The sequence below is a fragment of the Synechococcus sp. BIOS-U3-1 genome (assembly GCF_014279975.1).
Taxonomy (GTDB): Bacteria; Cyanobacteriota; Cyanobacteriia; order PCC-6307; family Cyanobiaceae; genus Synechococcus_C.
The window spans coordinates 1,419,221-1,431,803 of sequence record NZ_CP047936.1; the positions used below are offsets into that span (position 1 = coordinate 1,419,221).

General features: G+C 57.5%; 12 protein-coding genes. 1 reads left to right on the forward strand and 11 read right to left on the reverse strand.

The features are described from left to right. Positions 1 to 47 precede the first annotated feature (47 nt). Positions 48 to 1,805 (forward strand): NADPH-dependent assimilatory sulfite reductase hemoprotein subunit, encoded by a 1,758-nt coding sequence (locus tag SynBIOSU31_RS07460; protein WP_255477443.1) that lies wholly within the window; start codon positions 48 to 50, stop codon positions 1,803 to 1,805. On the opposite strand, the gene SynBIOSU31_RS07465 is transcribed toward SynBIOSU31_RS07460, so the two are convergent. The 11 genes from SynBIOSU31_RS07465 to SynBIOSU31_RS07515 all read right to left on the reverse strand — a co-directional run bounded on the left by SynBIOSU31_RS07465 (position 1,778) and on the right by SynBIOSU31_RS07515 (position 12,572). Then, a complete protein-coding gene (locus SynBIOSU31_RS07465; protein ID WP_186488877.1) occupies positions 1,778 to 2,506 on the reverse strand; it encodes a M15 family metallopeptidase in 729 nt (242 codons plus the stop codon). The two genes, SynBIOSU31_RS07460 and SynBIOSU31_RS07465, sit on opposite strands and share 28 nt — an antisense overlap. Positions 2,507 to 2,566: 60 nt before the next feature. Further along, positions 2,567 to 5,101, reverse strand: coding sequence for an ATP-dependent DNA helicase RecG (recG, locus tag SynBIOSU31_RS07470; protein ID WP_186488882.1), 2,535 nt, complete (start codon positions 5,099 to 5,101; stop codon positions 2,567 to 2,569). Beyond that, positions 5,062 to 6,216, reverse strand: a complete 1,155-nt coding sequence (locus SynBIOSU31_RS07475; protein ID WP_186488883.1) for a hypothetical protein — start codon at positions 6,214 to 6,216, stop codon at positions 5,062 to 5,064. Before SynBIOSU31_RS07475 ends, recG begins: the two co-directional genes overlap by 40 nt. A gap of 2 nt (positions 6,217 to 6,218) precedes the next feature. After that, positions 6,219 to 6,878: a translation elongation factor Ts gene (tsf, locus tag SynBIOSU31_RS07480; RefSeq protein ID WP_186488884.1), complete on the reverse strand. Its 660-nt coding sequence runs from the start codon at positions 6,876 to 6,878 to the stop codon at positions 6,219 to 6,221. A gap of 88 nt (positions 6,879 to 6,966) precedes the next feature. After that, complete coding sequence (gene rpsB / locus SynBIOSU31_RS07485) at positions 6,967 to 7,680, reverse strand: 30S ribosomal protein S2 (protein WP_186488885.1); 714 nt, start codon at positions 7,678 to 7,680, stop codon at positions 6,967 to 6,969. Between the two features lie 135 nt (positions 7,681 to 7,815). After that, positions 7,816 to 8,748: a glycosyltransferase family 2 protein gene (locus SynBIOSU31_RS07490; RefSeq protein ID WP_186488886.1), complete on the reverse strand. Its 933-nt coding sequence runs from the start codon at positions 8,746 to 8,748 to the stop codon at positions 7,816 to 7,818. Positions 8,749 to 8,839: 91 nt separating this feature from the next. Further along, complete coding sequence (locus SynBIOSU31_RS07495; protein ID WP_006850288.1) at positions 8,840 to 8,995, reverse strand: hypothetical protein; 156 nt, start codon at positions 8,993 to 8,995, stop codon at positions 8,840 to 8,842. A 35-nt stretch (positions 8,996 to 9,030) separates the two neighbouring features. Beyond that, a complete protein-coding gene (locus SynBIOSU31_RS07500; protein ID WP_186488888.1) occupies positions 9,031 to 9,756 on the reverse strand; it encodes a DevA family ABC transporter ATP-binding protein in 726 nt (241 codons plus the stop codon). A 4-nt stretch (positions 9,757 to 9,760) separates the two neighbouring features. Continuing rightward, complete coding sequence (gene devC, locus SynBIOSU31_RS07505) at positions 9,761 to 10,933, reverse strand: ABC transporter permease DevC (protein ID WP_186488890.1); 1,173 nt, start codon at positions 10,931 to 10,933, stop codon at positions 9,761 to 9,763. Next, positions 10,930 to 11,805 (reverse strand): HlyD family efflux transporter periplasmic adaptor subunit, encoded by an 876-nt coding sequence (locus tag SynBIOSU31_RS07510; RefSeq protein WP_370593716.1) that lies wholly within the window; start codon positions 11,803 to 11,805, stop codon positions 10,930 to 10,932. The genes devC and SynBIOSU31_RS07510 overlap by 4 nt, the downstream gene beginning before the upstream one ends. 32 nt (positions 11,806 to 11,837) lie before the next feature. Next, positions 11,838 to 12,572: a phycocyanobilin:ferredoxin oxidoreductase gene (locus SynBIOSU31_RS07515; protein ID WP_186488894.1), complete on the reverse strand. Its 735-nt coding sequence runs from the start codon at positions 12,570 to 12,572 to the stop codon at positions 11,838 to 11,840. Positions 12,573 to 12,583: the final 11 nt, after the last annotated feature.

Sequence of the window (12,583 nt, forward strand, 5' to 3'; positions counted from 1 at the left end):
ACGGACTGACAGCCACATCTAATGCGCATGAGGCCGTTGTGTCTTCTGTGCTGGATGCGCCTGCAGCGCGCACAGAGTCAATCGACACAGCACTGTCAAAAGCTGAGAAAAGGAAGCTTTACAGCGGCCATCTACGGGAGCCCCTGCAGTCGGAACTGCTGAACGACGAGATCCGTTTCAGTGAAGATGCCATTCAACTTCTGAAGTTCCACGGCAGCTATCAGCAAAACCATCGCGAACTGCGCAAAACCGACAAGGTGCGCTGCTGGCAGATGATGCTGCGTCTACGCAATCCAGGTGGTCGGGTACCGGCTGATCTGTTTGTCGCTCTGGATGACCTCTCCGACCGCTACGGCGACGGCACACTTCGCGCAACCACCCGCCAAGCCTTTCAGATGCACGGGGTGCCGAAAGGTGACCTAAAGACCGTGATCGGCACAATCATCACCAATCTCGGCTCAACCCTTGCCGCCTGTGGTGATATCAACCGCAACGTGATGGCGCCACCTGCGCCGTTCGAGAAGGGTGCTTATCCCGCCGCGAGGGTACTTGCCGATCAAATCGCTGATCTGCTTAGTCCTGAGGCGGCTGAGGGGTCTTACCTGGACATGTGGATCGACGGAGACCACAGCTACCGATTTCAGCCAGCCACAAGGGTGCGCAAGGCCCGCGACCGCCAGCAGAAGGGAGGTGTCTTTTCCGGCAGCGGGGCTGAACCTCTCTACGGCGACACCTACCTGCCTCGCAAATTCAAGGTTGCCGTCACCGTGCCTGGTGACAATTCTGTAGATCTGCTGACTCAGGACATCGGTCTTGTGGCATTTGCCGATGCCTCAGGCGCCCTGAAAGGCTGCAATGTCTATGTGGGCGGCGGCATGGGCCGAACCCACAACCAGGAAGACACGTTTGCAAGAACCGCTGACGTGCTGGGCTACGTAAAAGCGGAGGACATCTTCGATCTGCTTCAGGCGATTATGGCTTTGCAGAGGGACCACGGAGATCGGGAAGTCCGCAAGCACGCCCGCATGAAATATCTCCTGCATCAGCGTGGAATCACCTGGTTCAAATCAACACTGCGAAAGCATTACTTCAGAGGTGAACTGAAGGGCATGCGCCAAGAACCGGTTGCGAAGCTTCAGGACTACCTCGGTTGGCACCGTCAGAAAAAAGGGCTCTGGTTCGTCGGTCTTCCGATGATGTGCGGACGGCTGGAAGGTGCGGTGAAGAAAGGACTGCGCAACATTGTGCAGACCTATCAGTTGGAAATCCGCCTGACCGCCAATCAGGACCTCCTGCTCTGCAACATCGGAGCTGCACAAAAAACATCAATCAAGCGAGCACTCGCCGAACTGGGCTTTGAGCTTCCAGGAGAACCAGCCCCACTGGCACGCCACGCCATTGCCTGTCCAGCCCTGCCGACATGTGGCCTGGCGATTACAGAGGCCGAGCGAATTCTCCCCGATGTGCTCGATCGTCTGGATGCGTTATTGCAAAAACTGGGTATCGACCAGTCACTGCTAGTGCGCATGACCGGATGCCCCAATGGCTGCGCCCGGCCGTACATGGCCGAACTTGCTTTAGTGGGCAGTGGCCTAAATCAATATCAGCTCTGGTTGGGTGGCACGCCGAATCTTCAGGTGCTCGCCAGGCCGTTCCTTCAGAAGATGCCCCTCGATCAACTGGAAACAACGCTGGAGCCCTTGCTGATCAACTGGAAACAGTGCGGAGTCAGGCGCAGTTTCGGAGCTCATGTCAACCGACTCGGAGACGAGTTGGTTCAACAATTACTGGCAACGGAGGCATAGATAGCCCCAGGATTGTTTTGTTGCCAGGCCCAAAGCTGATCCCCATGACTGAAGTGCCACCACTCATTGGGATGCCTAGCAAAGCCAGCTCTGGTCATCACCTCATTCAGCAGACAACGACGGCGGTGCCACCGAGCCGCCTCACCGTGAGGATTCGCTTCAGCCTCCTGCGCATGGTGATCGGGAATGGACTGATCGCCGATGGCATCGATGTCACCACCCATCTCCAGAGGTTCTCCAGAACTGTCTGCAAGGGTGAGATCCACCGCGGCACCGGTGCTGTGAGGAGGTGGTGTGCAGGGATCTGGACTCGGAGGAGCCCAGAAACGCGCCACATCGGTCTGCACCTGTTCAAGAGCTGCAGCCATCAACGGGTCTGAAGGATCAAAGCCCTGAATACGGCATTGCTCCTGAACCGCGTACTCCACCATGAAGGCCTGCACACGGATCGGCCTCCACGCATCGAAGATCGCCAGCTGCACAGTGCCAACCTCAGGATCACTGCTCAGCAACAAATGGTTCTGCGCAGCAACCAGACGCTCCAGAACGCCAGAACGAAGTCGGTAGGGATCGGCATCCACGCCATAAGGAGCACCCACAGAGGCATAGGGATGGGGCTCAAGACAAAGGAAGCGAGGCTTGAGCGATACAAGCGTTTCACCGCAGTCATCGATCACCACATCGCTCCAGGGACGACGCATCCGATCTCAGAACGCAGGCAGCCATCGTATGGGGAGACCATCCACAACGAGCTGATGGGTTCAGTTCAGTTGAGCAGCCGATGTGACACGACTGCGCTGCTCATCTAAAAGGCGCCTAAGCACCACGTAATCCCTGAGCTCTGGATCCTCACGCAAAATGTCTGCTGCTTCTTCACGCGCTTCCTCAAGAACAGATCCATCATCAGCAAGGCTTGCGAGCGCCAGATCCGGCAGGCCCGATTGACGAGTTCCTAGAACCTGACCTGGTCCCCGAAGTCGCAGATCCATTTCAGCGATCTCGAAGCCGTCGGTGGAGCGCACCAGCACCTCCAGTCGCTGGCGGGCGAGGGGGTTACGACTGTCATTGATCAGCAAGCAGTGGGAGGCGGCCGCGCCTCGACCGACACGACCACGCAGCTGATGCAGCTGCGCGAGTCCAAAACGGTCGGCATGGTCGATCACCATCACACTGGCCTCCGGCACATCTACGCCGACCTCCACAACCGTGGTCGAGACCAAAACCTTGGTCTCCCCTGAAGCGAAGGATCTGATCACAGACTGCTTGTCTGCACTGGCAAGACGTCCGTGCAGGAGTCCCACCGGAAGATCAGGGAACACCTCATCGGCCAGCTGCCGATGTACGTCCACAGCTGAACGCAAATCCATCTTTTCGGACTCCTCCACCAGAGGCAGCACGACATAAGCCCTCTGGCCCTTATCCACCTCGTCTCGGATCAAGGAATAGGCCTCGTCGCGATTCGAACCGGTGATCATCGCGGTACGGATCGGCGTACGGCCTGGGGGTAATTCATCGATCTGACTGACATCCAGATCACCGTGCAGAGAGAGCGCCAAGGTGCGGGGAATCGGCGTTGCCGTCATGGTCAGCAGATGAGGCTGCAGACCCTTTCCGAGCAAACGGTTACGTTGACGCACGCCGAAACGGTGCTGTTCGTCTACGACCACGAGGCCAAGACGAGCGAAGGCCACCGGATCCTCGAGGAGGGCGTGTGTACCGACCAGAATTTTGCATGCTCCAGAAGCAACGTCAGCAAGGATCCTGCGCCGTTGCTTCTGGGGAGTCGAACCTGTGAGTAGCTCAACAGTGACATGCAGAGCTGGCATCCAGCCGCAGAGACTGCGGTAGTGCTGCTCAGCGAGTACCTCGGTAGGAGCCATCATTGCCCCCTGCCAACCGGCCTGAATAGCTCTCAAAAGTGCTGCCACAGCAACGACCGTCTTGCCGCTGCCCACATCCCCTTGAACCAGTCGAGCCATTGGTTCCTGCCGATTTAAATCCGCTTCGATCTCCGCCAGCACCCGCTGCTGTGCAGCAGTGAATTCGAACGGCAGCATGTTGAGAAACTGACCCAGCAACCCATCGCGATCTGTAGCGCTGCTGCTCAGAGAGGGAGCGGAGCGCTGCTTCAGTGCCGCGCGGCGTTGCATCAAGCCGAGCTGAAGCAGCAAAAATTCATCAAAGACCAGGCGATGCCTGGCCTGCTGAAGTTGATCGGATGACTCAGGGCGGTGAATCGCCACCAAGGCTCGATCTCGACTGAGCAGCTGCCGTGCATCCCGCCGGACCCTGGGAAGTGGCTCCGGCCATAGACGCACCGATGGCAGGACACGTTCGATCAGGGATCGAAAGCGGTCCGCTGTCAGCCCCTCCGTTAGCGGATACACTGGCAAAAGCCTGCCAATACGGCTGGAACGAAGTGGTGCCTGAGCACTTTCCATCACTTCGATCAGTGGATCCTGAAAACTGATTCCATAGGGCCCACTTTTGACAAGACCACTAACAGCCACCGTGGCTCCATTGGGGTATTGACGGGTTTGACCATGCAAATAAGAGGGATTGCTGAACCGCTTGCCCGCTAGGAAACGGGTCACCTTGATCCGTGCTGTCGGATCCTGAAGCTGCAGCTCAATGATCGACAGATTGGGATTACGGGGACTGGTGAAGCCATGGCAGCGGCGCACCGTTGCCACGATCGTCGCTGTTTCACCAGGCACAAGGGCATCGATGCGTCGCAGTGCGGAATAGTCGACGTAATCCCTGGGGTAGTGGAGGATCAGATCACGCACCAGCAACAGCCCCAAGCTGGCCAGCCGTTCCGCAAGTTTCGGACCGATCCCTTTCACCTGGGCGAGTGGACTGTCGAGACCGGGAGCGGCGGACGTGGATGCAGCAGAGGACGACGATCGTTGGGCAACCTTCAAACGTGGAGGAGCCATAGGTGCTGATGGCTCAAGCCGCTGGCGCAGAGCATGAAGCCATTGCCTGACGACAGTGACCTGTCGGCGGCGGGCTGCATCGTCCAGGGATGCATAGTCGGCGAATCCCTCCGCCAAAGCCTGAAGCCGAGGCGGAACATCGCCTGGCAAAGGAATCTGCGGAGGAGTTGCCAACTCGCGCAGCATGAAGCTGTGAAAGCGTTCATGGCGGCCTTGAAGATTGCTGAAACCCCGGTCGACCTCGAGTGACAACGCTTGCTGCAGAGGTCGGATCCACACCAGGAATCTCTCAAGAGCCTGGAAGTCCAGGCCGGCATTCAACTGAGTTGAGGAGTCTCCGGCTGGTTGGGCCACCAATCGTTCTGAACCTCTCGGACACTGGCGCGACGCAGCCAGTGTCGCTCTTTCAGCAGCAAAGTGCTTAGATCACGACGTTGCAAACGAAGCTGGCTGCGGCTGCGTCTCAGAGCGTGATCATCGAACTCAAGCTCAGACGGTCTCATCAAGACGCAAGCGGTGTCCATCCCCTGGTCATCACCGGCCAACGACAGAGGCAGCGTCAGCCTCAGCACATTGGAGGGTGCCGATTGCGATGGCAGCTGACCACTGTTGACGGCATCTAGAAGCTGAATGGGAAGCAGACTGCGCGTCACCCCCGCACGCATCAGCTCAACATTCACAGCGTGGGACACATTGCGCAGCCTGCGAATCAAGGCGGAATCCACAGAATCCATCCAACTCAACAGGCCGCTTGCTGTCGACGGCATGAGTTGATCGCTCAACTGAGCCATGGGTTCCTGATTGGAGTCGCCTGATTCAAGGCCGCTCTGAGACTCCTGGGAGGACTCGACCTGATCCAGTGATTCACCGGCCATAACGAACAGCGAGCGCAGAATCTCCAGCTCAGACAGCTCAGACCCTGAATCAGGTGGGGTCAGTGACTGAGGGTCCGTCGCTTCGGAACGATCAAGCTGATCCTCTGCGGCAGAGGGCGGATCATTCGGCAGCAGACCCTCCAGAAGATCGGGACGTTCCAGCGGCAAATCGAGTCCCAGCTCAATACCCGGAGACGGTGCGTCGACAACTGGTGTCTCGACGCTGCTGGAGGCGCGATCCGCAAGATTTCGGAATTGCTGCACTCGTGACCGTCGCTCTTCGTCCTGAAGACGTACGGCCAGTACGAGCAGCTGTTCAATCGTGATCATCGATGAAGCACGCTGAACGAGCGCATCAATGCGTTGCTGCAACACCTTCTGGTGGTCGGAGAGTGATGCGCGATGCAGAGGAGAAAGAGAGCAGAGAAGGTGGCGAATCGCCGCTTTGACGGCGGTGGGAAGGATCCAACGCACCAGTTCCAGATACCGGGCCTGCTCTCTGTAGAGATGCGGAGCTAGAGAATGACAGCGCTCTTCCAGACGTGCGAGCTGCACGCCTGGATCATGTGCGTGACGACTCCCAGGCGATCCTGTCAAGATCAGCCTTTCGACATTGAGGCGACTTCTGCAGCGAAGTCGGACTCCTCGATCTCAATGCCCTCACCAAGGGTGTAGCGGGTGAAGCGACGCACCTTGACGTTTTCACCAATCTTGCCTGCCGTCTGTTTCACGAGCTCCGCCACAGTGAGGGAGCTGTCCTTGATGAAGGGCTGTTCCATCAGGGCGAGTTCCTTGAGGCGCTTATTGATGCGACCCTCAACGATTTTCTCCTTCATCTGCTCGGGCTTGCCTTCAAGGTCATCACGACCCATTTCGATCGATTTCTCGCGCTCGCGGATCTCCGCAGGAATCTCATCCGTGGTGACGTATTCCACACCAGGACAGGCAGCGACCTGCATAGAGACGTCGCGCAGTAATTCCTGGAACATGTCCCCGCGTGCAACGAAATCGGTTTCGCAGTTGATTTCGATCAGCACACCGACACGGGCACCCGTGTGGATATAGCTGCCGATAGCACCCTCAGCGGCAGTGCGACCAGATTTCTTTTCAGCGCTGGCGATCCCTTTCTGACGCAGCCACTCAACGGCTTTGTCGGCATCACCATCGGTTGCTGCAAGAGCTTTCTTGCAATCCATCATTCCCGCGCCGGTCTTGTCGCGGAGTTCCTTAACGAGCTTGGCGGATACGGCAACAGCCATCGGATGTGTTGGTGGAGGACGTTGGGACAAAAAGATCCGCCTTCCCGCTCAGGCGGGAGGGCGGCGTGAACTTAGCGGCTAAAGCGACTCAACCTTGGTCGGCGCCACGCTGCTCGTTGGAACCATGACGACCTTCGTTGATGGCATCAGCAAGGCGGCTCAACACCAGCTGCACGGAACGCACAGCATCGTCATTGCAAGGAATCGGCACCTCGCAGAGATCGGGGTCGCAGTTGGTGTCAAGCATCGACACCAAAGGAATATCAAGTTTGCGAGCCTCAAGCACAGCATTGGTCTCGCGACGCTGGTCCACAAGGATCACCACATCGGGAAGTCGGCGCATGTTCTTCAGACCACCGAGGTACTTCTGAAGACGATCAAGCTCCCGGCGAAGTACAGCGGCTTCCTTCTTGGGGCGCATGGCGATCGCACCGCTGGACTCCATGCGCTCCAGATCTTTAAGGCGGTCGATCCGGGCCTTCATCGTGGTCCAGTTGGTGAGCATTCCACCCAGCCAACGCTGGTTGACGTAAGAAGCGCCACAACGAGCAGCTTCAAGTGCGATCACCTCGGAAGCCTGTTTCTTGGTTCCAACGAAGAGAAAACGTTTGCCGCTCCTAGCCGCAGTGCGTGTCCATTTGTAAGCGTTGTTCATGCAGACAGCGGTCTGCACGAGGTCGATGATGTGAACTCCGTTACGCGCGCAATAGATGTAGCGCGACATTTTGGGGTTCCAGCGACGGGTCTGGTGTCCGAAATGGGCACCAGCTTCCATCATCTCGGAGAGAGTGACGACTGCCATGGTTGTTAAGGGGTTTCGGGTTCGCCTCCACCTGTCAGGGATGGTGTGGTGAACCGTGGTTCAGATCACATCCAGCACCCGAAACAGACAGGTGTGCGGTTTGAAAGGACCCGCCAAACTTAACAAAGCACCGGCTCAGGACAGCCCTGCCTGACGCGCTTCTCGATACAAAGCCTCTACGCCGATACGGTTGAGCGGAAGTCTGAGCAGCTCAAGTGCCAGGGATGGTTGACCTAGGTGGATCAACCAGGCCAGCAAAGGTCGCAATGTGCGTTCGTTAAGTAGGCCCCCCAAGGTCAGCAGACCCCAGAGCAGGCGATGCATCCAGGTGAACTGGATGATCATTCGCACCCTGCGACTCGGATGCTTTCGATAGAACACAAGTCCCATTCGGGCGCGCTCACGCTCGACCCTGATGAGGTCGGGAATCTGAGCAAGGCGAAACGCGGGATGCCAGTGATAACCAACGGCTTCAGGACAGCGAACCAGCTCCACTCCCATCTGGCGGAGTCGTTCACCCAGTTCGAGGTCCTCCCAGCCATACAACCTGAATCCTGTGTCAAAAAGACCAGACCGTTCGAGAACCTGTCGATCGATCGCGACATTTCCAGTTGCGAAATAAGCCCAGGAGAGATCACGCAGCTTGTGACGCTCTCCTGTTGGATTCTCGAAATCAGCGGTGTTGATCACAGCGCCGTAGGTGAAGCAGAGACGATTGCCAGAACGCTGCCATTGCCTCCTCAGTGCTCGCGCATGACTGGCCAGGAAGGTCGGCGTCACGACGAGATCACTGTCGATGAAGACGATCACATCACCGCGAGCGTGATCCACACCCCGGTTGCGTCCCTCGGCAGGTCCGCCATGGCTTTGCTCAATCAAGCGAACCCTTGAAAAAGTCTCCGCAGACGATCGAAGCCAGTCAGGGGTGCCATCGGTGGATCCGTCATCCACCACAACAACCTCATAGTTTTCAATCTCGGAGCAGGCGTTCTGACATTCCAGAGAACGCAGACACTTCTCAAGGATGTCGCGTCGGTTGTAAGTAGGAATGACGACGCTGATGAACATCCGCCCGCATGGTGAGCCTTATTCAGTCAGCCTAAGGGCAAGAAAAAAGGGAGCTCAAGCCCCCTTTCTGAACGAACTGTTGGCAGACAGATCAGTCTGCAGCGCCACCGTTATTGGCAGTACCTGTCACACCGTTGCCAGCACCTTCACCGCGGCCATCGTTACGCATCTTGCGCTTCTTAAATTTGCGCGCATAGGCGCGATTGCGCTCCTGTTTTTCCTTCTTGAGGTTTCTGCGCTTGGCCATTCGGGAGTCCGGAACATCTTGGTGATCAGCCCAACTTACTCAATGGCCTGAAGCAAATGGCCATCCTCCATTTTCACCAGACGGTCAGCAACATCGAGAATGCGGGGATCATGGGTCACCATCAGCACGGAACAGGCTTGCTCACGAGCGAGGCGCTTGAGTAATTCAACGACTTCACGTCCGGTGCTGCTGTCGAGCGCTGCCGTTGGTTCATCGGCAAGTAGCAGCTGGGGCCTAGCGGCCAAAGCACGGGCAATGGCCACTCGCTGTTTCTGACCACCAGAAAGATCTTGAGGAAGCTTGCTGAAGTGATCCTCCAGTCCCACGGCCCTGAGCCACTCCCTGGCCTGATCACGACGACCGCGGTAGCTGAACCCGGACAGAAGATCAGCTCCCATCTGAACGTTCTGCTCAGCAGTAAGGCAGCGCAGAAGATTATGGCCCTGGAAAATCATGCCGATCCGGCGGCGAAGCAGCTGTCGTTGGCCCCGACCGGCACCTTTCAGCTGCTGTCCAAACACGCGCACATCTCCCTGCTGGACCTGACGAAGCGCACCGATCAGAGTGAGGAGAGTGGTCTTGCCACACCCTGATGGACCGGTCAGCAAGACCACTTCGCCGGCTGCGATCTGAAGTTCTACCGACTGAAGAACCTGTCGACGCGTTGACCCACGCCCATACCAGTGGCTGAGATTTTCAATCCTCACCGTGCTGATGAGATCAGCACCTTGATGTTGAGCTGGATGAGAAAGAACCGTCATGGCCTCAGAAGATCTCCGCTGGATCGGCATCCACCAGACGGCGCATGGCCAAACCTGCCGATGCCATACACATCACCAGGATCATGCTGAACACAGTCATGGCTCGACTGAAATCCATCGCCACAGGAAGCGCAGTGGCACTCCTCACGAGCCAATAAAGCCCCTGCCCAGCTGCATAGGCCGGTAGGTACCCGAATAGAGCGAGCAAAAGCCCCTCCCGAACAACAACGCCCAGCAGGGTTCTGAGCTTGTACCCCATGGCCATCAACGTGGCGTACTCCGGCAGGTGGTCACTCACATCGGAGTAGAGCACCTGATAGACGATGACGCAGCCGACGACAAAGCCCATCGCAGCACCCAAGGTGAAGATGAAGCCGATCGAGGTGCTTGTGCGCCAGTAGTTTTGCTCGAAATCAATGAACCCCTGCTTGGTGAGGACAGTGACGTCCTCAGGCAGCAGTGCATTGAGTTCCTCCACCACCGCTTCAGCGTCAGAACCCTGCTGCAACCGAACCAGTCCAACCTCAATGCTTCCTGGTGGAGTATTGGGCAGAAGATCGAGAAACGTTTCGCTGCTGGTGAGCAGATTGCCGTCAGCTCCAAAGGAACTACCGAGCTCAATCAGACCAGCCACTCGCACCCTGCGACCTGAAATTTCACTTTCAACCGTTCGACCAGCACGGAACCACTCAGCGACGGGACCAAACTCAGGTCGCGACTTCTCGTCGAACAGAACCCGACCTTTCTGGGTCAGCACCTGGGCCTTTGGCGCCAGCGTTGAGTCGACAAATAGAGGATCACCCGGTTCGAAGCCAAGGGCAAGAATCGATCGGGTGCCGCGTGTCTTGGGATTGCGCCAAAGCAGCAGATTCCAGTGCACGGGCGTGATGCCCTTCACCTCAGGCAACGCCATGGCCTGCACCAGACGACGGCGAGGGAAGCCGGCCATGCTCACGGAACTGGTCGACCGTGGACTAATCAGAACAATGTCAGCGTCGAAGAGTCGATGAACCGTGACGCTGGCATCAAAGAGGCCATCACGGAATCCGAGCTGCATAAACATCAGAATTCCAGCGAAACTGATGCCAGCCAAGGCAACTGCCAGACGAACCGGTTGGCGCACCAGCATCAGTGAAGCCAGTGGAATTCGACGCCCGCTCAGAAAGCGACCGATCATGGGGAGCTGAATCGGGCGATCACCTTCAGGCCCGAAAGCCTTGAAACGCGCTGAGTTGACCCTGAATCCAACCTCACCAGTACCTCAATAATCCTGGCATCCGCATCTCCAGTTGGATCCGTGGATAACACCTGTCGTTGACGCACTTGAGGGCTGATGCGCTCAACCGTTCCCTGAAGATCACCTTCGAAACCACCGTTCTCACTGATCAACGTGACCGTTTCCCCAACATTGATGCGGTTGATGTCTGACTCATAGACCTCGATCAAAGCCTCCATCGATTGACTGGCTCCAACGTCCACGACACCTTCAGCGCCAGGACGCTCACCCACTCGGGCACGCAGTTTGAGAGCCGTGCCATCGATTGGAGAACGAAGCTCGCTGTCGTTGAGATCAGCTTCAAGCTTTCCGCGCTCGGCGATCAGTTCGGTCCTTTTGCGTTCAAGCAGGGTGAGTTCGTTCTGTTTTTCCTCAAGGACAACAACCTTCGCTGCCCCCTGACCGGCGGCCTGCGCGTAACGGGCAACCTCTCTTCTTTTCAGAGGTATCTCCATCTCAGTGGTGCGAATCTTCGCGTCAAGTGCAACAAGATCCGCTTCTATTTTTGGTCTGTTATCGAACACAGCGAGCACTTGCCCCTTGCTCACTGGATCACCCTCCTTGACCAGCAGCGTGGCCACCCTCGGGGAGCCACCGAAACCGCTCATCGGCGCAGCCAGACGACGCACTTCACCGGCAGGTCTGAGGCTTCCAAGGGCTGCGACCGATTCTGGCTTTCGAGCCGCCTGCTGCTCGGAGGCGGCGACTGGAGTGGATGGCTGCGGGCGACGCAGCATCAACGCTCCACCTCCAACGGCCAGGACCGCCAGCATCCCAACGCCGATCCAGATCCGACCCGGTCCGATCAGGGGCTTGATGGCTCGTCGAACAGCAGCTCCTCGATGTAGCGATCCGCCCATACCGTCCCGAAGGCTTTCTCCAGAACCCGCCGCGTTTTGTCGTTGCGTTTCTGTTGCCGGCAATAGGAGACCTGTCCGTGATATCGGGCCAGAGTAGAAGGAGCACTGGGGTCATCGGGCACTGCGACCTGCACGGCATCCCCCAGAACCTGGAGGTAATCGTCAACCACTTCCACAAAACGATCTTCTTCCTGTTGATTCACGGGGCGGATGAATCTCACGAAAGGCGAGAAAATAGTCGCCCAAGCGGGAAGTTCTCGCACCTGTTCGAAACGCGGAATTACAACGGCTTCAAGCCCACGTTCAATGCGTTCGGGAAGCTGATCACCGACCGGGGACAGATCGATGATGGCTGCAGAAATTCCCGCAGGGCTAGCGACGATATCGGCGCCAAACACCGGTAGATCGAAGCGCGGATCGGGAAAGAAGACACAATGAAGAATCTGGAGCCCGAGTCCAAGTCGCGCGATCTCCAGGTGCAGTTTGCGAAATCCACGGCAAGAATGCACCTCATTGCTGATGAACAAGGCCTCACCATCGAGCGTGCCGATAATCTCCTCGAGATCACCCGTCAACGTCAGTGGGTTGAGCTCCGAAAAGCCATCCCTGCACTGACGGATGCGAGCAGCCAAAGCCATCACCAGCGGGTGCATCTCCTGACCGCTCGGGGACGCTGGCATCAATCCGATCC